Here is a 23,398-nt window from a genome sequence, read left to right as displayed (position 1 = left end):
CGGCGTACGGCATCTGGTTCGCTGGCGGCATGAGTGGCGTGCCCGTGACCGTGACCGTCAACGATGAGAGCCGCTCGGTGGAGGTGGACCCACGCCGCTCCCTGCTCGACATGCTGCGGGAGACGCTGGGGCTCACCGGCACCCAGAAGGGCTGCGACCAGGGAGCCTGCGGTGCCTGCACCGTGCACGTCGACGGACGTCGGGTGCTCTCGTGCCTCACCCTCGCGGCGCAGGTCGACGGCCGTGAGGTCACCACCGTCGAGGGGATCGGCAGCGCCGACGCGCTGCACCCGGTCCAGCAGGCGTTCCTCGACTGCGACGCCTTCCAGTGCGGTGCGTGCACCGCAGGACAGGTGATGTCCGCTGCGGCCCTGCTCGAGGAGGACGGGTGGGAGACCGCCGAGGACGTCCGCGAGCTCATGAGCGGCAACCTCTGCCGGTGCGGCGCCTACCCGCGCATCGTCGACGCGGTCCTCGCCGCCCGCGCTGCCCGGGAGGCCTGACGTGCGCCCCTTCACCTACACCCGCGCCGACGACGTGGCCACCGCCAGCGCCGCGGTCACGACCGACGCCGTCGCCCGCGCCGTCCAGAGACCCGGCGACACCGCCTTCATCGCCGGCGGCACCACCCAGCTCGACCTGATGCGCGACGGGGTGTGGTCCCCGGACGCCCTCGTCGACATCAGCCGGCTCCCACTGACCGACGTGGAGCTCGAGGACGGCGTGCTCGTGGTCGGGGCCTCGGTGACGATGGCCGACCTGGCCCGGCACCCCGAGGTCGTACGCTGCGCCGTGCTGCGCGACTCGTTGCTGCTCGCTGCCTCTCCCCAGCTGCGCACCATGGCGACCATCGGCGGCAACGTCCTCCAACGCACCCGCTGCCGCTACTACCGCGACCCGACGGTGACCCAGTGCAACAAGCGTGAACCCGGCAGCGGCTGCGCGGCGGTCGAGGGCACCGCGCGCACCCACGCCGTCCTCGGCGTCAACGCCGGCTGCATCGCACTGCACGCCTCCGACCTCGCGGTGGCCCTGGTGGCGCTGGACGCGCAGGTACGCCTGCACGGCCCCGGCGGCCGCCGCACCATCCCGGTCACCGACCTGCACGTCCGCGCCGACGACGACCCCTCGCGCGACAACGTGCTGGGCGCCGGGGAGCTCATCACCCACCTCGAGATCCCCCTGCCTGACGCCCGCTCGGGCTACCTCAAGGTGCGCGACCGCGCGTCCTACGAGTTCGCCCTGACGTCGGCGGCGGTGGTCGCCCGGGTCGAGGACGGCGTGCTCGCCCACGTCGGCATCGGTCTCGGAGGTGTCGGCTCCGTGCCCTGGCGCGCGAGGCGCGCCGAGGAGGTGCTGCGCGGCCAGCGGGCCTCGATGGCGCTCTTCGAGGAGGCGGCGGCCGCCGAGCTGGCCGACGCCTTCACCGTCACGGGCACCGACTTCAAGCCTGAGCTGGCCCGCCGCACCCTGGTCCGGCAGCTGCGCGACGTCACGGAGGTGACCGCATGACCACCACGACGGCAGCCCCCACGACCGGTGCGCCCGTCATCGGCGCCGGAGTGACCCGCGTCGACGGACCGCTCAAGGTCACCGGCGCCGTGCCCTACGCCGACGACCTCGCCCCGCGCGACGCCCTCGTCGGCGTGCTGGTCGGCGCCACGATCACCTCGGGCCGCGTGGAGCTCGTCGACACCACCGATGCGCTGGCCGCACCCGGCGTGGTCGCCGTGCTGTCGCACCACGACGCGCCCCGCGTCGTACGCCCTGACGAGGCGTCCTCCGACGAGCGCGCACCGCTGCCGCCGTTCCAGGACGCGGTCGTGCGCTTCCGCGGCGACTACGTCGCCATGGTCGTCGCCCAGACGCGCGAGGAGGCGCTGCACGCTGCCGACCTGCTGCACGTGACGTACGACGTCGACGAGCCGGTCGTGGACATCAACGACCCGCGGGCCGACCGGGAGGACGACGACCCGGCGGGCGCCGACAGCGTGCGCGGCGACCTCGAGCGCGGCCTCGCGGAGGCCGAGGTGGTGGTCGACGCCGACTACGTCACCGGTGACAACACCAACAACCCGATCGGGCTCTTCGCCGCGAGCGCGGAGTGGGACGGCGACGCGCTGCACATGTGGGCCACCACCCAGTGGCCCTTCAACGTCGCGGACTGCCTGGCCGAGGCGTGGGGCATCCCGCGCGAGGACGTGCGGGTCGAGTGCCCCTACCTCGGTGGAGGGTTCGGCTCGGGCCTGCGGCCGTGGCCCTACATCCACGCGGCGGCGATGGCCGCGAAGGTCGTCGACCGGCCGGTGCGAGTTGTGCTGAGCCGCCCGCAGATGTTCACCGGGGTCGGCCACCGGCCCGAGACCGTGCAGCACGTGCGCCTCGGCGCCCGTCGCGACGGCACGCTCACCGCCGTCGAGCACACCGCGACGATCCCGGTGGCCGTCGACGACGACAACCCGGAGAACGTGGTCTCCGGCACCCGCCAGGGGTACGCCGTCGAGCACCTGCGCGCCGACGTCGACCAGGTGCGCCTGCACATCTCTCCTCCGGGCTCGATGCGGGCGCCCGGGGAGGCGCAGGGCAACTTCGCCCTCGAGACCGCACTCGACGAGCTCGCCGTGGAGCTCGGCATCGACCCCGTCGAGCTGCGGCTGCGCAACGAAGCCGTCACCAACCCCGACCAGGACGACCTGCCGTGGTCGAGCAAGGCGCTGGACGAGTGCCTGCGCCGCGGCGCCGAGCTGATCGGCTGGGACGAGCGCGATCCGTCGCCCCGCGCGACGCGCGAGGGCGACCAGCTCATCGGCTACGGGATGGCGGCCGTGTCGTTCTTCTACTTCCAGGAGCCCTGCACGGTGCGCGTCGTCGTACGTCGCGACGGTTCGGCGGCGGTCCACTGCGCGGCCATGGACATCGGGACCGGCACCTACACCATCGTCACCCAGGTGGCCGCCGAGCGGCTCGGGCTCGAGGTCGGTGACGTCGAGGTGGTCCTGGGCGACAGCTCGCTGCCCGCCTCTCCCCCGGCCGGCGGATCGGGTCTGGCGACGGCCATCTCCAACGCCGTCGCGCTGGCCACCTCCGCGGTGCTGGCCGACCTGGAGCTGAGTGGTGCGCCTGGCCGCGAGGCGCTGGCGCGGGCCGTCGGCGACCGTGACGAGGTGACGGCGGAGGCCACGGCGGACAAGCCCGACCCTGCCGAGCTGGGGATGTCCCCGTCCGGTGCCTTCGGTGCGAAGTTCGCCAAGGTCCGGGTCGACGCCGACCTCGGCCTCGTGCGGGTCGAGCGGCTGGTGTCGGTCATCGACTGCGGTCAGGTGCTCAACGAGCGGACCGCGCGAAGCCAGGTGGTCGGCGGCACGGTCGGCGGCATCGGTCACGCCCTCCTGGAGCACACCGTCACCGACCTCCACGCCGGACCTCAGACGGGTCGCATCACCAACGCCCACCTCGCCGACTACCTGATGGCCGTCAACGCCGACGTCCCCGACCTCGAGGTCGAGTTCGTCGGCGGTCCCGACCGCCTCAACCCGGTCGGGGTGAAGGGCGTCGGGGAGGTCGGCCTGTGCGGCGTCGCCGCCGCCATCGGCAACGCCGTCTTCAACGCCACCGGCCGTCGCATCCGCCGCCTCCCGATCACGCCCGACCTGCTCCTCTGAACCGCACCGGGCGAAATTGGGTGGCCTCCAGACGCGGCGTAGGGTGGCGGACGTGACGACTGCTCCCGCACCTGAAGGACGCAAGCTCCTCCGCCTGGAGATCCGCAACGCGGAGACCCCGATCGAACGCAAGCCGGAGTGGATCAAGACCAAGGCCAAGATGGGCCCTGAGTACACCGCTCTGCAGAACCTGGTGAAGGGCGAGGGCCTGCACACGGTCTGCCAGTCGGCCGGGTGCCCCAACATCTTCGAGTGCTGGGAGGACCGCGAGGCCACCTTCCTCATCGGCGGCGACCAGTGCACCCGACGCTGCGACTTCTGTCAGATCGACACCGGCAAGCCCCAGCCGCTCGACCGTGACGAGCCGCGCCGCGTGGCCGAGTCGGTGCAGAAGATGGAGCTCAAGTACGCCACCATCACCGGCGTCGCCCGCGACGACCTGCCCGACGGCGGCGCCTGGCTGTACGCCGAGACGGTCCGCGCGATCCACGAGCTCAACCCCGGCACCGGCGTGGAGAACCTCATCCCCGACTTCAACGGCAAGCCCGACCTCCTCCAGGAGGTCTTCGAGTCGCGTCCCGAGGTGCTCGCCCACAACGTGGAGACGGTCCCGCGGATCTTCAAGCGGATCCGCCCGGCCTTCCGCTACGACCGCTCGCTCGACGTGATCACCCAGGCGCGCGACTTCGGCCTGGTGACCAAGTCCAACCTCATCCTCGGCATGGGCGAGACCCGCGAGGAGGTCAGCCAGGCGCTGCGCGACCTCCACGAGGCCGGCTGCGAGCTGATCACCATCACCCAGTACCTCCGCCCCTCCCCCCGGCACCACCCCGTCGAGCGATGGGTCAAGCCGGAGGAGTTCGTCGAGCTCAAGGCCGAGGCCGACGAGATCGGCTTCGCCGGCGCGCTCTCGGGTCCGCTGGTCCGCTCGTCCTACCGCGCCGGACGGCTGTACGGTCAGGCGATGGACGCGCGCGCCGCTGCAAGCGTCTGACCCTCACCACCCGCACCACCCCGCACCTGTTGAACACCTGACCGGACAAGGCCACCTCATGTCGACCCCCGCCACCACGCCCAGCTCGCGCCGCGGGCAGATCATGCAGACCTACACGATGGCCAAGCGGAGCGACCCGCGCATCGGCCTGATCGTGATGGGCGTCTTCGTGCTCGGCGCCGCCCTCGGTTTCGCGCTCATGTGGGTGCTGCCCGGTGACGGCCTGATCGGCTGGATCATCTCGGTCGTCGGCGCGCTCCTGATCGGTGCGCTCTGCGCGCTGCTCGTCTTCGGCCGCCGCGCCCAGAAGGCGGCGTACACGCAGATGGAGGGCCAGCCGGCCGCCGGAGCGGGCGCCCTGCAGATGCTGCGCCGCGGCTGGAAGGTCGACCCGGTCGTCGGCTTCACCAAGCAGCAGGACGTCGTGCACCGCGTCGTCGGTCCTCCCGGCATCGTGCTGGTCGGGGAGGGCTCGAGCCCCAGCCGCGTCAAGGCGCTGCTCGCGACCGAGCGCAAGAAGCACGAGCGCGTGGCGTACGGCGTCCCGATCCACGAGGTCGTGTGCGGTCGCGGCGACGGCGAGGTGCCGCTGCCCAAGCTGGTCAAGCACGTCCAGAAGCTCGGCCGCAACGTCAAGCCCGCCGAGATGACCGACATCCTCCAGCGCCTCAAGGCCCTCGACGCCCAGCGCGGCAAGCTGCCGCTGCCCAAGGGGCCGATCCCGACCTCGATGAAGGGCATGCGCTCCCAGCAGCGCGGCCGCTGAGGCTCCGCCTCAGATCGTCACGCTGCGGGTGCCGGCCGCGACGTCGTGCAGGCCGCGGCCGTCGAAGGTCAGCAACGGCGGGATGAGCAGCGCGACCAGCACCGAGCGCAGGAGGGCTCGCAGCAGCGAGGGAGGCTGGCCCGAGCCGTCGCGGCGTACGACCCGGATCCTGGTCGCGAGCTTGCCGAACGAGCCGCCGGCCAGCGCGGTGAACAGCGCGGACTCGACGACGAAGAGCGCCAACGTGCCGAGACCGTTGGGGTTGCCGCCGAGGACGCCGGCCGCCACGAGTCCCTCGACGACGGCCAGGCAGGTGATCCAGTCCACGAACAGGGCGAGGATGCGCCTTCCCCACGGGGCCGACTCGAGCTCCGGTGTTACAGCGCTGGTCACGCACCCAGCCTAGGAGGCGTCCGGGGACGGCCCAGCGACCGGTCACCTGTAACACGGGCGAAACAAACGGGATACGGTCTGGAAACTGCTCCCACCTAGCGTGGCGGCACGGTGCAACGAGGCTCCGCTCCCGAACGCTGCAAACTCGACGTGCGCACGTCGCCGTCAAGGAGGAACCGAATGTTCAACAACTCCGATGAGCTCCTGAAGTTCATCAAGGACGAGGGCGTCGAGATGATCGACGTCCGCTTCTGCGACCTGCCGGGCGTGATGCAGCACTTCACGGTCCCGGCATCCTCCTTCGACCAGAGCGTCTTCGACGACGGCCTCGGCTTCGACGGCTCCTCGATCCGCGGGTTCCAGGCGATCAACGAGTCCGACATGTCGCTCTTCCCGGACCCGACGACGGCGTACCTCGACCCGTTCCGCCGCAGCAAGACCCTCAACGTCAACTTCTTCATCCACGACCCGATCACGGGCGAGGCCTACAGCCGCGACCCGCGCAACATCGCGCGCAAGGCGCTGGCCTACCTCGACTCGACCGGCATCGCGGACACCGCCTACTTCGCCCCCGAGGCCGAGTTCTACATCTTCGACAACGTCCGCTACAGCACGGGCGTCAACGAGGGCTACTACCACATCGACTCCGTCGAGGGCTGGTGGAACTCCGGCAAGGACGACGGCCAGAACAAGGGCTACAAGACGCGCCTCAAGGGCGGCTACTTCCCCGTCGAGCCCTACGACCACTACAGCGACCTGCGCGCCGACATGGTCAAGAACCTCGAGGCCTGCGGCCTCCTCGTCGAGCGTGCCCACCACGAGGTCGGCACCGCCGGCCAGGCGGAGATCAACTACCGCTTCGACACGCTGCTCAAGGCCGCGGACGACGTGATGAAGTTCAAGTACCTCATCAAGAACACCGCGTGGGACCAGGGCAAGTCGGTCACCTTCATGCCGAAGCCGATCTTCGGCGACAACGGCTCGGGCATGCACATCCACTCCTCGCTGTGGAAGGACGGCGACCCGCTGTTCTTCGACGAGACCGGGTACGCCGGCCTGTCCGACATCGCCCGCTGGTACATCGGCGGCATCCTCGAGCACGCCCCCTCGCTCCTCGCGTTCACCAACCCCACCGTGAACTCCTTCCACCGGCTCGTGCCCGGGTTCGAGGCGCCGATCTCGCTCGTCTACTCCTCGCGCAACCGCTCCGCCTCGGTCCGCATCCCGATCACGGGTGCCAACCCCAAGGCCAAGCGCGTCGAGGCCCGCTTCCCCGACCCGTCGGCGAACCCCTACCTCGCCTTCTCGGCCCTGATGCTCGCCGGCCTTGACGGCATCCAGAACAAGACCGAGCCCGCAGCGCCGATCGACAAGGACATCTACGAGCTGCCGCCGGACGAGATGGCCGACATCAACCAGGTGCCGACCAGCCTCGACGCCGTGCTCGACGCCCTTGAGGCGGACCACGAGTACCTGACGGCCGGCGGTGTCTTCACCGACGACCTGATCGAGACCTGGATCCACTTCAAGCGCACCCAGGAGATCGCCCCGGTCCAGCAGCGCCCGCACCCGCACGAGTTCGAGCTGTACTACGACATTTAAGTCGGGGGTCGATCTGACCTGCGGCTAGATGCCTGAAACGGCGTCTGACCTGCGAAAACGTCTTACAACGTCTTCCAGCGTCAGACGCCGTTTTTCGTTGTTGTGCGTACCCAGCGCACCCCACGCTGAGCGCGCATCCGGCTGAGCCCGCAGACCACCCAGACGGGTGCGGCGCACTCAACGTTGTGTGTCATCGGGAAGACGCCGACGATCCTGAGCGTGAGCGCGATCCTTTGCCGACAACTGCGTTCATGTGAGCAAACCGGCCGCTGACCTGCGGCTTTGCCGCCTGGGACGCCGATTGCGTCGGCTTCATCTGCGACCCGCCGCGATTCAAAGCGCGCCCTCGAACAATCGGCTCCAACGGGTCGCAACCGACCGCAGCCTCAGGGATGGCTCGCTGACGTTCGTTGACCTGGCGGATCGGCATGATCCAATCCGATCATGGGCGCTCCGCACGCGTCCGAGGGGCGTCATCGGTCTCACCGGCGCTGTCTCGCGACCCTGAGCCGCCGATATGCGCCACGCGATCGCATCGGCGTGTGCGGGCGGCAGCCTGGAACACAAAGTTCACCGCGAACCTGTTGCGCGCCACGCTGCCGGTTCGCAGTATCGAGGCATGGTGACGGACTCGGGGACCGATGTGCTGCCCGCTGGGGTCTACAGCGATGGCACGCGGTTGTGGCGCCCCAAGCGGGGCGCGACGTCAACCTTCGAGGAGAACGTGGCCGCGCGCGAGCTGTTTGTCGATCTACACCGCGATGAGTTCTGGAATCCCTGGCGGCTGGAGGACCAGGCTGCCGAATTGGAGCACGCCCAGCACGTCATGCAGCAGTGGGAGCGAGCAGACCCTGGCTTCCGCCGCAAGACAAAGCGGCAGGTCGCTGCTGAGATGGCCCGCTGGGACCATGAGGCCAAGGAGCGCCAGGAGCAGCGCGAACCGGCTGAGGAGCACGCGACTCCGTGACACTCTGGCCGCTGCCAATCGGGAACCCCAGCTTCTGCAACCACCGCCGCGAGGACTGAGACTGGAAGCGCTGCCGGTCCGTGACACCGGTCGCCAGTGAGATGACCTGCTTCACGGGCCAGCGAGTACCGTCGATCTCGACCCAATACTCACGGATGTCTTCAGGAACGTGGTCGACGAGACGTGCGCGAACCGACTCAGGCGTCAGCTCGAATTGCTCACCGTCCAACGTGAAATGCATGACCTCGTTGTATCGCACGGCACCGACACAGTTCAGCGCCTTCTCGGTACCGCCTAACGAACCCCCCGCAGCGTGGGACGGAGATCTTCTTCCCCCAAGATCCACTTGAGGTGCCGCGTCGTCGTAGCCCCGGTTCGTGCCCGGGCGGGGACTGCGGCACAACTGGCCACTTCTCCTTATGCGGCGATCACGTAGTCCCTCGAGCCAGTCAAACATCCGGTTCTCGGCGCGAGCACGGTAGGCCTAGTCGGACAATCCCGCTGCTGCGTCGGCCAAGTCTGCGAGAAGGAAGCTGATGAGAGCTTCCTCGTGGACCGCGACCCCGACCGTGCGCATGCGGGCCGCGAGCTCAGGTGCCCACGGGGTCGCGGCCTCACGTCCGGTGAGCGCGACCCGGCTGCGACCCGGCGCGGCAACGACGGCTTCGTCGTAGTCGCCGGCGCCCATCCGCCACGGCTCGACGTCGAGGCCGATCAGTCGGCCCGCGATCGCGACACCGGGCCAGTCGAAGTCACCGTGATAGCGAACGACGACACCGGCACGGCACAGCCGGTCCAGCAGCCGCCACCCGGCCGACGCCGGGTTCCCAGCTGTACACAGCAACGGTCCCGGCACCATCGCCCTGGCCGCCGCCTGCAGAACCTGAGGGTTCTCACACGCCCACACCACCGTGCCCGGCGGCGTCACGGCAATCTGCTCGTGCTCGCCGAGCACCCCAGCCGCCTCGAGCTCTTGAACGGTCAGGTGGGTCACCAGGCCCAGGTCTGCACGCTGGCGCATCATCGCCGACCAGGCGTCATCCCCGGGAGGGCGCAGTCCCCACGACAGCACGGTCCCTGACACCGCGTCCGGGCTGACCCCGAGCCGAGCCCACACCTCCCGCCGCTCCGTCGCCGACGTCGGGACCGGTACCCCGAAAGCGGCTGCAGCAGCGCGCAGCACCAGCGCCGCAGTCACCCGACCCCCGTCCAGCCCGTGCGCATCCCCGGTACCCCGCGTGGCGAGCTCACCCAGCTCACCCAACATCAGCGCTACACCGGCCACTCCACCGCCGTTCACACCGTGTGGGTCGTCGGCCGCCGGGCGTCCGGCTAGGTCGAAGTGGGTCGGCAACGCTCCGGCGGCGACCAGCTCGCCCAGAACCCGACCGAACGCGCCGACCGCATCCCACGCCTCGTCCCCGGCCTTGCTGAGCACACCGGCTCGACGTACGCCGTCACAGAACGTCGGTACCCACGGCGCCGCGGCACACCCCGCACCGGCGAGGGCCGCATCGAGTGTGCCGAACAAATCGGTCCGGACCTGCCGATCGTGCGCCCGAACTACGGCGCGGTCAACCAGGGTAGACCCCGTCAGGTCAGCGACGACCGCAACCAGACCAGCTTGGGCTGCCGAGCCGCGCAGCGCCGCGTCCAGGGCTGCGAGGTCCAGACGTCGGCGGCCCGGCCGCAGCGGCTTCGATCCGGCACCGAGCAGCCCGGAGATCCGTTCGGCCGCGTCCGTGTCCAGGTCGACCGAAACCGCCCCGGTCGGCGCCAACGCGCCCTTCTCGAGCTTGGTCCGCACCGCCACCCACACCGGCGCCAGGCATGGTGCCGCGAGGTAGGAGCGTGCGGGCTCCGGCACGGCCGCCGTCTTGGTCATCGCGCCGCTCGCAGGTGCCGGTTCCGGCCGTCCCAATGCGTGTGCGTGGTCACCGCCGCGCCCTCGTCGGCGCGACGTACCTCGTAGGCATCCAGGGACGGCACCTGCGGGTAGGTCCCCCACAAGGCGTGCCCGGTCATCGCGAAGTCGAGGTCGAGACGCACGAGGAGCCCCATCAGCTCACCGATCGTAGGGTCGTCGACCTTCGCGAACGCGTCGTCGAGCAGCAGCATCCGCAGCGCCCGGTCCGGATTCGGCAGTCCCGACAGGTACGCGTCGACGGCGGCGAACAACGCCACGTACGACACGAACCGGGTCTCCCCCTGCGACAGCTTCGCCTTGCGGCCGATCAGCCGCTCCTGGCCGGGGTTCGGGCCGAGGATGATGACGTTCATGCGGTGCCAGTCGCGGTAGTCCAGCGCGCCGGCCAGGTGTACCGCGTACCCGGCGGACGGGTCGGCGTCGAACGCCTCGGAGACGCGGGCCCGCAGCAGGTCGGTCAGCTCGGAGGTCTGCTCGGCCGAGCGGAGCTGGCCGACGGTCGCGACCAGTTCCCGGATGCGGCTCGCCGTCCGGTCGGAGTCGTCGTCGAGCTTCCACCGCAGCTTGACCCCGATGCCGTGGCTGGTGCGGATCTCGGCCAGCGACGCGTTCATCGCATCGACGAGCTCGCCGGCCTGGTTCAGCCGGCGGCGGAGCTCTTCGGCGACGCCGCCGAGGACGAACTCGGTGAACACGTCACGTTCCCGGTCGGTCAGCGCCGACCGGCCGGTGGCGGCCGCCTGGTCCAGTCCGACGGCAGCCTGCGCGATGCTGCGCGACCCGGTCGCGTCGCTCAACGTCACCAGCCGGACGCCGTCGTCGATGCGGGGGGTGACGTCGAACGTGCCGGACAGATCGCGTTCGAGACGCTGCTGGGCAGCCAGGAGCGTGTTCTCGTCCGCCTTGCCCTGGTGGGCTCGTAGCCCCTCTTCGAGTTTGAGGGTCAGGTCGCGGACAGCCTTGGGCGTGATCTCCGGCAGCGATGGCGGCTCGAGGTCGTTCGTGAACGCGGCGGCGGCCAGGCCGGGCAGCGCGAGCCGTCGCAACAGCTCGGAGGTCGCGTCGGTCAGTGTGACCTTCGCGGTGGCGACGTCGTCGGCGGCGTTGTCGGCGTTGACCAGTGCGGTGGCGCACTGGGCGACCAGGTTGCTGTACTCGCTGCGCCAGCGTTCCAGGTCGTCGCTGTGGGCTCGGTGCAGTTCGCGTGCCTGCTTGAGCTCGGCTTGCGCGGTGGACGCGTCGGCGCCGACGTTGGCTTCGATGGCGGCGAACTCGGCTGCCTCGCGGTGCCAGACGGCCCAGTCGGACGTGGCCGCCAGCTCCGCGCCCTCGCGAGCCTTGGCAGCCGCCGGGAGCTGGTCGAGACGGGCCTGGTGCTTCGTGTGGGCCTCGTCGGTACGCCGCAGCGAGGTGACTGCGTCGCGGCATCGGCCGGCTGCGGACCGGCTCGCGCGTCCGACCTCGTCGAGGGCCTCCGCGCCATCGGGGAACGCGAGCTCGGCGCACACGGCTCGGTGGGCCTCGCGGGCCGCTGCCCATTCGGCGCGGCGTTCTTGTGCGATGCGTGCGGCGGTGACGGCAGCGGCAGCGGCTTCGTCGGCTCGGCGTGCCGCGTCGTCGAGGCGGGTGCGGGCGGAGTGGATGGGGCGGGTGGCTGGCGCTGTCGCCACGACCTGCTTGAGCGCGGCGATGAGGTCGCGGGTCTGGGCGGCGTCGAGGGCGCGCTGTTCAGCGGCCGCGGCCAACGTGGCCAGCTCGGTGGCGATCTCGACGAGCCGTTCCTCGCGCGCTGCTGCCCGGGCGGCGGCGCCGACGTGGCGGGCACGGTCGCGCTGGTGGGTCCCGCGTAGCGGCCCGTTGCTCCACGCGCCGCAGACCGCGACGGCCAGGGGCACGTCCTCGTCGACGGCCTGTCCGGCTCCGTTCGGGGTGCCGGCTGCGCCGGTGCTGGGGGCGGTCGAGACCCGTTCGAGGAGGGCGGCGACCAGGTCCTGGTCGACGTCGGCGGCCGGGTCCGGGCGCAGGAGCGTCGAGAGGGGGTGGGTGGCCTGCGGGCCGGTCGCGCTGACCAGGGTGGCGCCGTCGACGGCGTGGGCGGTGCCGTCGACGCTCAAGGTCGCGTTCAGGAGCCCGGAGGCGAGCAGCGCCCCTTCGAGGCCGGCACGTTGGTCGGCGTCGAGGGTGTCCTGGAAGTCGACCGCCTGCCAGAGCATGACCCCGTCGGCCGGCATGGCCCACGGGCTCAGCGGGGGCGCCGGGTCCACGGCTGCGCGCAGCGCGTCGGCTTCGCGACCCAGGTCCGCTGCGCGCTGTGCGTCGCTGGTGTCCGCCGTGTCCAGGGCGGCCAGTCGGCGGGTGTGCAGGTCGCGGACCGGTTCGGCTGCACGCGCGGCGGCACGGTCGAGCGCGGTCAGGAGCTCCTCGCCTGCCGTGTACAGGTCATCGGCGGAGATGGCCGCGGCAGCCGTCTGGGCGAGAGCGTCGTCCAGGATGACTGCCCGGCCGGTTCCCGTGTCGGTGGTGGTGAACGCGGTCACGGTGGCGGCGTCAATGCGCCAGGAGTGCCACGCCCTTAGGTAGGTCTCGACGGCCTGGGCCAGGTCCTCGGCTCGGGCCGTCGCTTCTCCCTCGAACTTCTCGCGCGTCTGGTCGAGTTCGCTGGAGCGTTCCTGGGCGCTGTCTGCCGTGGACCGCAGCGTGTCGACCTGGCGCGCCTCGCGGGCGCGGTGGAACGCCTGGTCGCTGCGGGCGGCGGCCACCCGCTGTACCTGCTCGACCCCGGCCACTGCTGAAGCCAGGTCGTCGGGCACGACTCGGAGCACGGACGGTTCGGGGCGGGTGAGGGCCACCGGATCGTCGTCGCGGTGTACGCGCACGCTGGCGGACTTCAGTGCGGGTTCGTCTGCGGACGCGTGGACCTGGGTCGGGATGGAGGCGAGGACACCGGCGGGCACGCCACCCTCGGTCAGCGCGATCCGTGCCTGGTCGGCATCGGCGCCGGCTCGCGATGCAGCGTCGACGACGTCGCCGGCGGCGGCGTCCGCGTCAGCGACGAGAGCTGCCTCGCGGTCGCGTGCGGTCGCTGCTCCGGCGAGACCGATCTCGGCGGTGCGGGCCAGTGCGGTGACGGTTCCGCGGCGGGCGTCGAGGTCTCGCGCGGCCGCGTAGGCCGGGGACTCCTTGATGCCCACGATGGTCGCGTCGAGCTCGCTGATCGCGACCACGAGCTCGTCGACGAGCGTCTGGGCGTCGACGCGCTCACCCTCGAGCTGGTCGTGGCGGGTGCGGAGCTCGTCGGCGAGCCGGGTCTGCGTGGTGACCTTGTCGGCCCTCTCCCGGGCCTGCTGCGCGGACGTCGCGATGGTCGCGGCCGCGTAGCGGCGGTACGTGCCGAGGAACGTCTTCACGTGCTCGAGGGCGGCTTCGAGACGTTCCTGCTGGGCGCGGGTCTCCGAAAGCGAGTCGAGCTGTTCGCCTGCGGCGTTCAGGGCGTTCTCGGCAAGCGGCGGGAGCGCGTCGGTGAGGATCTGCGGGAGCCGGCCTTCCTCGATGCGGTTGCCGACGTCGGGTGAACGGAGCGTGTGCAGGAGCTGGAGCAGCCCGTTGTACCGTTCGGCGCCGCTCTCCCCGGTGAGCCCGAACACGGTGGCGCGGACCCGGTCGCGGTGGGTTGCCGGGGAGACCACCACCCGGTCGGCGCCGACGAGCTCGGTCAGCCGGTCACGCGAGAGCGGTTCGCGAGCCTCGGTCATCAGCGGCAGGTCGTGTCCTACGCGCAGGTCGGTGGTGAAGTAGTGGACCTTCACCTCGGTCGTCGAGCTCGAGTAGCGCAGGTGGGCGCCGAGCGTGATCCACGTGTGGGTGGCGCCGGAGGCGAGCAGGTCGGCGTCGAGCGGGTCGGTGTCGTCGAGCGGGCGGCGCAGCTCGACCCACAGGTACCCGACCCGGTTCGACGCGCCTTCGGCGCCGGCCTTCATCAGGTCGGTGAGCTGGACCTTCCCGGACCCGGTCGCGTCCATGCGGCGCCGGTCGGCGTCGAAGAGGAACGGCAGCAGCATCTCCAGGGCGCGGCTCTTGCCGGACCCGTTGGTGCCGCGCAACACGAGCCGGCCCCCGGAGAAGTCGAACTCGGTGTCGTAGTAGAACCACACGTTCGTGATGCCGGCGCGGTGCAGCTGCCACCGGTTCGGGTGGTGCTGGACCGGGGTGTCGGAGAGGTCGTCGACGGCGACAGCGAAGTCGAAGTCGAAGCGGGTGCCGGTCTCGGGCTGCTCGGTCGTGGTCACGATGTGCTGCTCCCAGGGGTTTCGGTGGCGAACAGGTCAGGGTCGGACGGGTCGGGGTCGAACAGGTCGGGGTCGTCGTTGACGGTGTCCGGTGCGTCGTCTGCGGCGGGCCGGGTGGTGCGTGCGCGGGAGGGTGTGCGGACCGGTTCGGGCCGGTACCGGGCGCACGCCGGGTGCAGGACGAGCCCCGTGTCGGTCGCGATCGCGAGGCCGACGGCACGGAGGCGGGCGACGACGTCGTTGCGTAGACCTCTAGGGTCCTCGGCGACGCCAGCTCGCCAGGAGCGCACGTTGCGGCTGATGAGGTCATCGAGCTCGGCGTCGACGTCGTCCCACGCGCACAGCAGGCCGGGTACCGGGTTCCCGTCGACGAGGGCCGTGGTGCTCGCGTCCGGCTTGTGGTTGTCGACGAGCGCGTCGACGAGCAGGAGCGCGGCCTGGGAGACCGTCCCCTGGCCAGGGAACGCGATGTCGGTGAGGTCCTGGTCGGGGTCGTAGGCCAGGGCACCTTCGAGGCGAACTTCGACGATGAGCCCGAACGCGTCGTCGAGCGCCCGGCCGATGTCGCGGCGTTCGCGCGACAGGGCGTCAGCTTCGGCGTCGGTGAGGTGCTCGCGACGCGTCAGCGGGTTCTCCACGAGCCGTCGGCGCAGAGTGCGCCGCGGCTGGGGGTCTGCGGCGTCCTCGGCGGGCTCCCAGACTTCGTGAGGCTCGATGAGACCGGCGAGGGAGCGGGCGAGGATGTGCGGGAGCAGCGCCCGGTTGATCGACAGCAGCGCCTCCTCGTGGCGCTCTCCCCAGGCGGCGACGCTGCCGTCGGTCTCGACGAGCAGCCCGACGTCGGTGAGGTGGCCGATCGCGGCGACCAGGGCGCGCCGGTCGGTGATGGTGTCGTCGACGTCGATGCCGGCGGTCGCGGCGTCGCTGCGGACCTGTTCGACGAGGGCGGACATGACGACCTGCTCGCCGGTGCCCGGTGCCAGAAGCCCTGCGCAGACCAACGCGAGGAACGTGTACGCGCGCGGAGACAGGGGCGTGTTGTTGGCGCGGACCGCTCCGCGGGGCTCGACGTCGGCGGGCAGCGGCGGCTTGGTCAGGCGGGCGAAGCTGGCCTCGATGACGAGCGGGTAGCCGAGCACCGTCTGGAAGGACTGCTTGAGTGCGGGCGCGTGCCGTCGGATCAGAGCGAGCTGGTCGGGGTGCTTGGCGGCGGTCAGGATCGGGATCATCTCCAGCGCCCGCGCTGCTTCGCGGCGCTGGGCGGCGGCTGCCTCGTTCGTCCCCGCGGCACCGGCCGCGCTCATCCGCGTCCCATCGCGGCCCGCGGCGGTGCTGTCGGTGAAGTTCTCGGTCATGACGTTGCCGCCATGCTCGGGCTCCCCGGCTGGGTGCCGGGCTGGGTGATGGCTCGGGTGGTGAGCGTCATGCCGTGGATGGTGAGGTCTCCGTCCGGGCTGTGGATCACGGTGGCCGCGTCCGGGTCCGGGGTCGCGGTCAGGCGCAGGGCGAGGTCGGTGTCGGTCGTGCTGCTCTTGCCGTCGAGGCTCTGCGCGCGGGCGAGCAGGTCGGAGAGCAGGACGAGAAGCAGCTGCTGGGCCGCCGGCGAGACGTGCGCTCCGTTGAGATGTCCGGCGGCGCACAACTCGGCCGCTGCGAGGCGCTTGCGTTCGTCTTCCGCGTGCGCCTGGGCGATGAGCTGTTCGCGGATGAGCCCCGGGTCGGGGATCCGTGAGGTTCGCCCGCGGGCGGTGCGGTCGCCGCGTTCGCGCAGGCTCAGGGGCACGTCGACCGGGTCGTCGTCCCACCAGGAGGTGGTCGGGCCGGCACGGCCGTTGTCCTCGTCGGGGCCGTGGATTGCGTGCCGGGCCGGGTAGGCACCGAACGCGGCGTCGTAGAGCCGGTGACAGGTAGCGGTGTCGGCCGTGTCAAACCAGGTGGCCAGCTTCAGCAGGTCGGCGCGCCGGGACACCCCAGTGCCGGCGGCGGCGAGCATCCGTTTCGCGTTCGACAGGAGCTGCCCAAGCGCTTGGTCGGCCGCGCCGCGGAGCTGGTCGGGCCCGGAGCGGCCGCGCCGTCCGGTGTACCAGGCGGTGAGGTCCACCCAGTCCTCACGGCGGCGTCCTGGGGACCGTTCGGTGCCGGCTTCGGCCAGGCCCGGGAGGGTGTCGAGGGCCGGCAGGAGCACGTCAAGGCCGCCCTCGATGCGTACCAGGGTCGCGGCGATGCCGGTTGCGTGCCGCGACACGTCGGCGCTGATGAGCTCGACGTAGTCGAGGAGCATCGTCTTGAACGCGGCGAACTCGTCCCCGGCGAGGTCGTAGCGGGAGATGCGGCCCTGGACGAACGCGTAGAAGTCGGTGGCCGACTCGGAGAACGCGCGCTGGTTTAGGAAGACGGTGGTGACGTCGGCGGCAAGCGTCTCGACGTCGACGCGCGCGCTGTTGCCCGTGTTCCGGATCGTGTCGATGGCTTTCGCGATGCGGGCCAGGACGGTTGCGGTCCCGCCGAGGAGTTCGCGGGCGACCTCGCGGGCACCGTCGCTGGCGACGAGGATCGCTCCGACGTCGCGGTGGACACGGCCGCCGAGCTTGGAAACCTGGTAGCGGGAACGGGAGCGCAGGTACTCGCTGACGGTCGCGACGCGTGCGTCCCGCACGGAGCGGACCACGTTGCCCCACTCCTCGAGCCGACGGCACAGGTACTCGACCTCCTCGACGCGCGCGTCGAGGCCGTCGGCGACCAGGGAGGTGTGCACCTCGGCCGCCGAGAGGTCGGTGAGCAGGGTGGCGGTGAACAGGTCCATCACGGCCAGGTAGTCGGAAGCGCTATCCGCGGTGACGTACCGGTACAGGTCGGTGCGTCTGCCGGCGTCGAAGTCGGCGATGTCGCCGTCGTCCACGGCGTCACCGTCCGCGGGCGGCGGGGCGTGCTCGCCCGATGCCTCGGCCGCGGCCGTGTCCTGGTGCTCTGTCACGCGGACCCTCCTCCGTCATGCCGCAGGCCTGACCCGCGTCACCGCGCGGGAGTGGTGGTGCTCGGCAGTCGCCGTGATCGGCGAGGTTACGCAACGGCGCCGACAGTCCCACCCGGTTTCCAGATCGCCGCCCTGACAACGGCGTCCGTACCGGGCTCGAGGCCAACCGAGATCGACGAGGTCTACGACGCCGAGGCGGCCAAGAACCAGCTCGGCCACACCTCCAAAGACTGTGACCGAGCGCCACTACGTCAACCGGAAGCTGGTGGTGCCGGACTACCGGGCGGCCACCGACCGCCTTGCTCCAGGCTCCGGGTCGGACCATGGGGCTGCGCCCAACAAGTAGGCCCGACTATGGCCGACGCCCGTCCGCCAGCGCGGAATCGGGTGTGCGGTGCGCAAAGTGCGCCCAAAGTGCGCCATCGAAGCGTTCGGCTCCCGAGGGTCACAACCGAACGCATAGAACGCACGGGCTACCGAGACTGCGGGGACCCAGTTCGAGGGTCGACGGGGCCGGGATGTCGAGCGTCGCGACCCGATCGAACCGTGCGCCAGGCCTCCAGCGCCTCGACGTACACCGTAGACGCGCGAGCGAACTCCGCGTCGTAGGAAACCTGTTGGGCGATGCGGTCGACGTCCGCCCGCGCCTTTCGTGCCGACCACTCTGTGTGAGCGGGGTTGGTGATCTTGCGCGCTTGAGACCCGTAACGCTTGATGCAGTCCGTGCCTACTCGGTGCCGCTGGCTGTTCGGGTTGGTCAGCGCGCGCCCACACTTCACACAGTTGTAGGAGACGTCCCAGATCGTTGAGCTCGGCGGAAATCCGACCCACGCACGGCCGGCCTTCTGGAGCCTGGGCCTACGCGGCTTCTTCCCCGCTCGACGCCGAGCCTCTGCGCGTTCGCGCCGGGTGAGTCGCGCGGCACTGTCGGCGTCCCCCTGCCGTTGGATCGCGACCGCAGAACCTGGCGCCGAGTTCAGTTCTGAAGAAGCCACGGGAGCCGCTTTGCTCGAATTCCGCGGAGTAGCGGTGCCTGAGGATCCACTGGACGACGCGCACGCCAGCAGGCGAGCCATGTCCGGGTCGAGTTTCGAGCCCCACAGCGTCTTGACCCCCAGGCTGGTGCGCAAGCGGACGCCCTTCTTCGTAGCACGCGGCCCTCGAATCACGTCGAGCGGAAACGGCACACGGGTGACCTTGGCCCGGACTGCGCCCTTCACGAGCAGCAAGGCTCGATCGGTCAGGACCGCCGCGAACCAGACGTGCGCGCTCACCGAGTAGAGCGCCTGGGCTACCTCGCCGTCCTCTAGCGCCGCCAAGAGCGCACGCTGCATGCCCGCGTCGCGGAGGCCTTGTTCGCCACCCAATGGCGCCAACCGGAGGTCGTTGAAGTTCGTCACGGGAGCTCGCCCGCCGCGACGGCAAGAAGGTCTTCAGGGTTCCAGACATGCTTGGCGATGTCCCGATAGAGGTTGCCGCGTTCGACGATGTCGGCCGCCTTGAACTCCTCATGGGCGTGGAACGACAGGACCGATTCCTTGACGAAAGCCAGGAACCCTGGGTTCTTCTCGTAGGCCTGCGGATCCAAGCTGGCGGCAAGGAGGTTCTGGCTGAAGTACCTCGGGCGCTTCTTGGCGTACGTCTCGTCGTTGTAGCTGGCGTTGAACTGCTTGGGCAGCAGCAGCAAGTCACCGATCCGATTTCGGTGACGTGCGAAGTCAGCCTCGTGGCTGAACTCGTCCGTGTGCCGGTCGGGGTGGTCGGCCCAGATGTGCTCGACTTCGTACTTCACCTTCGCGCCGTTGGTCAGTTCGATGTAATTCGAGGCCTGGCCTGACTTCACGGTGATGTGGTCGGTGATGCGAGCGAGGATCTTGTGGAGTTGGCTCCTGTTCTGCTGATGGACGTAGAGGCCGTCGTAGTCGAACGTCTCGTCGATCTTGACCAGGTAGTCGCGGAGCACCTTCGCGAGGGCATCCGGACTGAGACCCCGGATGTCGCGCATGACGTTGAACATGGCGTACTGCATCGTGGAGTACGCCGTTGCGCGGAAGTTCCAGATGCGTCGTGCCAACAGGATGTCCGTGAAGCGACCGACCACCTCCAGCTTCCTGTCGATCGCCGCTGCGTTGTCGTTGACTTGCAACGGCGCCAACAGCAGCTGGTTCTGGAGGGTGAAGCCAAGGTCGGAGTTGAACCGAATGAACCGCAGTGGGCTGTCCGGCTGGAAGGGGCCCGTCGACGCGTCGAGAATGCGCGCGTAGTGGCGGCTATAGAAATCGAGGTCTCGGACGACGAACTGATAGAAGTCCTCGCGAAACTTCAGCCCGACGCTGTCGTGAGCGCCACGAAGCCAGCGGTGAAACTCCGTGCCGATCCGGTCCCAGTCCTCGGGGCGCGCGCCCTTCTTGCGCTCACGGATCTTCGTGGAGTACTGGCTACGGAGCCAGGTCTTGAGGAAGTCCGAACTGGCATCCTCCGCCTGCTCATCGAGGTTGCGCAGCCGCTTGCGCCAAAGTTCGTTTGCCTTGGTACGCGGCTTCCCGTCCTCCATGTTCGCGAGCAAGTAGCCCTTGAGCATGTCCGCCGGGGTGAGCTTGAGGCCGCGGTCGTTCATCGTCTCGAAGATGGCGTACGCGTCATCGTCGCTGTAGGCCGTGATTTGAACAAGCTGGACGCGATCCTTCAACCAGTCGATGAAGAACGGCAGCGCCTCCTCCTTCAACTCGTCCGGGAAGAGCCGGTCCAGCTCCGAGTACCTGTTCACCAACGTGTGCACGGACTCCGGAGAGTCCGACGGCGGCTCGTACTCACCGGACTCGAACAGGGCCTCCATGCAGTGGTTTCGGTCGGGAACATCGAGATTGAACGACTTCTCACCGAACTTCTCGGAGTAAATGAGCTCGTCAATGTTGACGACCTCCTCGCGTCCCTCCTGAAGCCGCCGCAGGTAGGTCAGAAACAGCGTCAGGCTCGTCAGCCGCTGCTGGCCGTCAACCACGAACGGCTGACTCCCCTTCTGCGAAATGATGATCGACCCGAGGAAGTAGCCGGGGTACTTCGCGACGTCCTTGCGGGCATGGTCAGGCTGGTACAGGTCGAGGAACTTGGCAGTGAGGTCCGCGACCAGCTCGGCGGTCTGTTTGGACTCCCACTTGTACTCGCGCTGGTAGTAGTCGATCGAGTACTTCTTCTTCTCAAGGACTTCAGCGATCGTCTTGGCGACGCCGTCGATGGTGCGATCGATCTCGGTCACTGTCATCCCCTTATCCCGTCACGAGTTCCATGAGTTTGGAGTAGCTGTCGGCTACGTCGTACTTCACTTGGCCCTCGAACTTCTTGTTGACGTCTGCGAAGAACTTCCGGGCGCACTCGATCTTCGCGTCCTCGACGCCCTTGAGCTGCAAGGTGGAGAGGGAGCCCTTCGTCTCGGCGACGAAGTACACGTGCTTGACCGAACCCTCCGTGAACGCAATCGCCCAGTCGGGGTTGTAATTGCCGACGGGGGTCGGGATAAAGAAGCCGCGGGGCAACTTGGCGTACACCGCGACCTCCGTGCTCGTGTCCAGTTCGGTGACGAAGTCCCGCTCGACCTTTGAATCCGTGACGACGTAGTCGTACACGTGCTTCTTGAGCTTCTCGCCGACCTTCGCGAAGTCCTGGGCACTCTGGTTCTCCGTGAAGATGGCCGTGTCGAAGCGGTCTTCGAGCGCGTCGTACGCGAGGTGCTCAACGATGACCGTGGCCTTTTGCTCGTTGATCAGGCGTGCAGCTTCCGTAATGAACTGCTCCGGATTGAGGCGGAACTTCGCGAAGGTGTTCGGGTTGATCCGGCCAAGAATCGCAGCGGCGGTGCGCCGGGTGAGTTGGGTCTTCTCCGTGATCTCCCCGAGCAGGTCGTACTGGACTTGAGACCCGGCTGACACGGTCTCGGTCTGGGTTGAGGTCGTCGAGACATCGAATCCCGCACCACTAGCCAGGTCATCAGCGTCAAGTGACTCCCGCTGCTGGCCGGCCTGAATGACGTACTGCATGGCGGCGACGTTCAAGTGGGTGTCGAGAGATCCCACGCACTTGCCAATCAACTCGGCTGAGTCGAACTCGACCTGGTAGACGGCCTTGTGGTTGATCCGGCTCCAGAGTTCCTGGAACTCCTTCCTATTGAAGTTCGCCTCGTTGAGCGGGATCTTTTTCGGCTTTCGAGCGTCTGGAGGAACGGGCAGATCGATGTACAGCGCCTCGACCAGCGGCCAGACGAAGTCAATGACGGGCTTCAGGACATCGGACGTCGGCTCGGCGAGGGTTCCATTCTCCTTGGCCTCAAGGTAGGCCTCCGAGACCGTGTCGTCATCGTTGATGTAATCGTTCTTGACCAGGTACTTGTAGAGCGCCTGGGCAAGCGCTTCCTCGACGACCGATTCGCCATCCGCGGTGTGGATCGTCTTGCCAGTGAAGAATTTGGGCTCTTCTGACTGATCCGTGGGTCATCGGCCGGGCAGCAGCGGTCGGTGTCCGCCTAGGTTGAGCATCGCGAGGCCGATGAGGGCGTCGGGTGAGCGGAATCCGAAGGCCACCCTGGTGATGAGCCGGATCTTGGTGTTGACCGATTCGATGAGGCCGTTGGATAGGCCGTGGTCGATGGCGGCGAGGATCTCGGCGCGGTGCTTGGTGATGCGCTGCTGGAGCTTGACGAACGATGCGATCCGGCAGCGCCGTGCCCACGCGACCCATCGGTCCAGCGCCTCGGCGGCCTCGTCTGCTGGGAGCTTGAAGACGGTACGCAGGCCTTCTTTGAGCAGATAGGCGCGGTAGAGCCGAGGATCAGTCTTGGCGATCCACGCAAGCTTCGTCTGCTGCTTGTCGGTGAGGTTCTCGGGGTTCTTCCACAGTGCGTAGCGGGCGTGCTTGAGAGCGCGAGCGTGTCCGGTTGCGACCGTAACCGCCCGGCCGTTCTGCCAACCGGCGGGGCGGGTGTGGCCCGCGCGTCTGGCCTGGTTCCAGGCGTCTCGTCGCACGGCGTCGAGGGCATCGGTGGCCCAGCCGACGACGTGGAAGGGGTCGGCGCACCGGACCGCGGCTGGGCAGCGTCGCCGCACAACGTCCGCGATCCAGTCCGCGCCGTCGGCTGTGACATGGGTGATCTGGGCGCACCTGCCTTCGCCGGAGGCTTCCAGTGCGTCGAAGAACTCCTCGAGGGTGGCGCGGTCGCGTCCGGCCTTGGCCCACACCAGCCGGCCGGTGTCGTGGTCGACCACGACGGTCAGGTACTTGTGGTTGCGTTTGTAGGAGATCTCATCGATGCCGATGCGGCGCAGTCCGGCGAAGGCGTCGATCCCTTCGGCGGTGTCGGCCCAGACCCGGGCGATGATCGATCCCACGGTCCGCCACGCGATCCGCATCAACTGGGTGATCGCGGACTTCGAGCACTGGGTGGCCAGCCAGGCGACCTGCTGGTCAAAGCTGAACGTGTGACCGGCCGCGTGACGCGCCCAGGGCACATGCCGCACCGTCGGCCCGTGGACCGGGCAGTTGACCCTTGGCGCGTCGGCCTCGAGGAAGACCTCGACTGTTCCGAGATCCAGGCTTCGCCACCGTCGGCGTCCTTCTCCGTGGTCGTACCAGGCGGCTCTGGTGCCGCATCGTCCGCAGCGGCCCCGAGCAGCTCGCCGTGGTCGCACGTGCGCGATCACGATGTCCTCGACCTCGCTGAACTCGATTGCCTCGATGACGGTGTTCTCGACGCCCAAGAGGGCGCGCCATAGGCTGGCGTTTCGCACGCCGTTCTCCGTTCCGTGGTTCCTGACTCTCGACAAGCCAGAAACCTAGA

At 69.2% G+C, this 23,398-nt stretch carries 16 protein-coding genes; 8 read left to right on the top strand and 8 right to left on the bottom strand.

All coding sequences use genetic code 11. The features are described 5' to 3' along the window. Positions 1 to 29 precede the first annotated feature (29 nt). The 5 genes from ACNKF0_RS09960 to ACNKF0_RS09940 are packed head-to-tail and all read left to right on the top strand — an operon-like array spanning position 30 to position 5,422. The gene (locus tag ACNKF0_RS09960) at positions 30 to 503 is read left to right on the top strand and encodes a (2Fe-2S)-binding protein (protein WP_416957977.1); all 474 of its coding nucleotides are present in this window, start codon (positions 30 to 32) and stop codon (positions 501 to 503) included. A 1-nt stretch (position 504) separates the two neighbouring features. Then, on the top strand, positions 505 to 1,512 hold the full coding sequence (locus ACNKF0_RS09955) for an FAD binding domain-containing protein (protein ID WP_416957975.1): 1,008 nt from the start codon (positions 505 to 507) through the stop codon (positions 1,510 to 1,512). Then, a complete protein-coding gene (locus ACNKF0_RS09950; protein ID WP_416957973.1) occupies positions 1,509 to 3,662 on the top strand; it encodes a xanthine dehydrogenase family protein molybdopterin-binding subunit in 2,154 nt (717 codons plus the stop codon). Before ACNKF0_RS09955 ends, ACNKF0_RS09950 begins: the two co-directional genes overlap by 4 nt. Before the next feature lie 52 nt (positions 3,663 to 3,714). Beyond that, positions 3,715 to 4,656, top strand: a complete 942-nt coding sequence (lipA, locus tag ACNKF0_RS09945; RefSeq protein WP_299932526.1) for a lipoyl synthase — start codon at positions 3,715 to 3,717, stop codon at positions 4,654 to 4,656. A gap of 58 nt (positions 4,657 to 4,714) precedes the next feature. Continuing rightward, the gene (locus tag ACNKF0_RS09940) at positions 4,715 to 5,422 is read left to right on the top strand and encodes a DUF4191 domain-containing protein (protein ID WP_416957970.1); all 708 of its coding nucleotides are present in this window, start codon (positions 4,715 to 4,717) and stop codon (positions 5,420 to 5,422) included. Positions 5,423 to 5,431: 9 nt separating this feature from the next. Here the strand turns inward: ACNKF0_RS09940 and ACNKF0_RS09935 are convergent, their stop codons facing one another. Continuing rightward, entirely contained in the window at positions 5,432 to 5,815 is a 384-nt protein-coding gene (locus ACNKF0_RS09935; RefSeq protein WP_416957968.1) for an RDD family protein, read from the bottom strand. Between the two features lie 180 nt (positions 5,816 to 5,995). Between ACNKF0_RS09935 and glnA the strand changes: the two genes are divergently transcribed. Then, complete coding sequence (glnA, locus tag ACNKF0_RS09930) at positions 5,996 to 7,417, top strand: type I glutamate--ammonia ligase (RefSeq protein WP_299932516.1); 1,422 nt, start codon at positions 5,996 to 5,998, stop codon at positions 7,415 to 7,417. Between the two features lie 619 nt (positions 7,418 to 8,036). After that, positions 8,037 to 8,384 (top strand): hypothetical protein, encoded by a 348-nt coding sequence (locus ACNKF0_RS09925; protein ID WP_416957966.1) that lies wholly within the window; start codon positions 8,037 to 8,039, stop codon positions 8,382 to 8,384. A 484-nt stretch (positions 8,385 to 8,868) separates the two neighbouring features. Here the strand turns inward: ACNKF0_RS09925 and ACNKF0_RS09920 are convergent, their stop codons facing one another. The 6 genes from ACNKF0_RS09920 to ACNKF0_RS09895 all read right to left on the bottom strand — a co-directional run bounded on the left by ACNKF0_RS09920 (position 8,869) and on the right by ACNKF0_RS09895 (position 21,641). Then, positions 8,869 to 10,269, bottom strand: coding sequence for a DUF2399 domain-containing protein (locus ACNKF0_RS09920; RefSeq protein ID WP_416957964.1), 1,401 nt, complete (start codon positions 10,267 to 10,269; stop codon positions 8,869 to 8,871). Further along, positions 10,266 to 14,597 (bottom strand): TIGR02680 family protein, encoded by a 4,332-nt coding sequence (locus ACNKF0_RS09915; protein ID WP_416957962.1) that lies wholly within the window; start codon positions 14,595 to 14,597, stop codon positions 10,266 to 10,268. The genes ACNKF0_RS09920 and ACNKF0_RS09915 overlap by 4 nt, the downstream gene beginning before the upstream one ends. After that, the gene (locus ACNKF0_RS09910) at positions 14,594 to 15,952 is read right to left on the bottom strand and encodes a TIGR02678 family protein (protein WP_416957960.1); all 1,359 of its coding nucleotides are present in this window, start codon (positions 15,950 to 15,952) and stop codon (positions 14,594 to 14,596) included. The genes ACNKF0_RS09915 and ACNKF0_RS09910 overlap by 4 nt, the downstream gene beginning before the upstream one ends. Next, positions 15,949 to 17,571 (bottom strand): TIGR02677 family protein, encoded by a 1,623-nt coding sequence (locus ACNKF0_RS09905; RefSeq protein WP_416957958.1) that lies wholly within the window; start codon positions 17,569 to 17,571, stop codon positions 15,949 to 15,951. The genes ACNKF0_RS09910 and ACNKF0_RS09905 overlap by 4 nt, the downstream gene beginning before the upstream one ends. A gap of 1,396 nt (positions 17,572 to 18,967) precedes the next feature. Beyond that, the gene (locus tag ACNKF0_RS09900) at positions 18,968 to 20,827 is read right to left on the bottom strand and encodes a DUF262 domain-containing protein (protein WP_416957956.1); all 1,860 of its coding nucleotides are present in this window, start codon (positions 20,825 to 20,827) and stop codon (positions 18,968 to 18,970) included. 10 nt (positions 20,828 to 20,837) lie between these two features. Then, positions 20,838 to 21,641: a hypothetical protein gene (locus ACNKF0_RS09895; protein WP_416957954.1), complete on the bottom strand. Its 804-nt coding sequence runs from the start codon at positions 21,639 to 21,641 to the stop codon at positions 20,838 to 20,840. 51 nt (positions 21,642 to 21,692) lie between these two features. On the opposite strand from ACNKF0_RS09895, the gene ACNKF0_RS09890 reads away from it, so the two are divergent. Beyond that, positions 21,693 to 22,043, top strand: coding sequence for a hypothetical protein (locus ACNKF0_RS09890; protein ID WP_416957952.1), 351 nt, complete (start codon positions 21,693 to 21,695; stop codon positions 22,041 to 22,043). Between the two features lie 12 nt (positions 22,044 to 22,055). Here the strand turns inward: ACNKF0_RS09890 and ACNKF0_RS09885 are convergent, their stop codons facing one another. Beyond that, positions 22,056 to 23,348, bottom strand: a complete 1,293-nt coding sequence (locus ACNKF0_RS09885; RefSeq protein ID WP_300639430.1) for an ISL3 family transposase — start codon at positions 23,346 to 23,348, stop codon at positions 22,056 to 22,058. Positions 23,349 to 23,398: the final 50 nt, after the last annotated feature.

The organism is Nocardioides sp. T5 (assembly GCF_048161455.1).
In the GTDB taxonomy this organism is placed as follows: domain Bacteria; phylum Actinomycetota; class Actinomycetes; order Propionibacteriales; family Nocardioidaceae; genus Nocardioides.
Note: the sequence above shows the minus strand (reverse complement) of the source record. Positions and strands in the feature narration are given on the sequence as shown.

Bases quoted from the DNA above. Each gene is read 5' to 3' on its own strand.
- ACNKF0_RS09960 (WP_416957977.1), top strand. From the start codon at position 30: ATGAGTGGCGTGCCCGTGACCGTGACCGTCAACGATGAGAGCCGCTCG.
- ACNKF0_RS09950 (WP_416957973.1), top strand. From the start codon at position 1,509: ATGACCACCACGACGGCAGCCCCCACGACCGGTGCGCCCGTCATCGGC.
- ACNKF0_RS09940 (WP_416957970.1), top strand. From the start codon at position 4,715: ATGTCGACCCCCGCCACCACGCCCAGCTCGCGCCGCGGGCAGATCATG.
- glnA (WP_299932516.1), top strand. From the start codon at position 5,996: ATGTTCAACAACTCCGATGAGCTCCTGAAGTTCATCAAGGACGAGGGC.
- ACNKF0_RS09925 (WP_416957966.1), top strand. From the start codon at position 8,037: ATGGTGACGGACTCGGGGACCGATGTGCTGCCCGCTGGGGTCTACAGC.
- ACNKF0_RS09920 (WP_416957964.1), bottom strand. From the start codon at position 10,269: ATGACCAAGACGGCGGCCGTGCCGGAGCCCGCACGCTCCTACCTCGCG.
- ACNKF0_RS09910 (WP_416957960.1), bottom strand. From the start codon at position 15,952: ATGACCGAGAACTTCACCGACAGCACCGCCGCGGGCCGCGATGGGACG.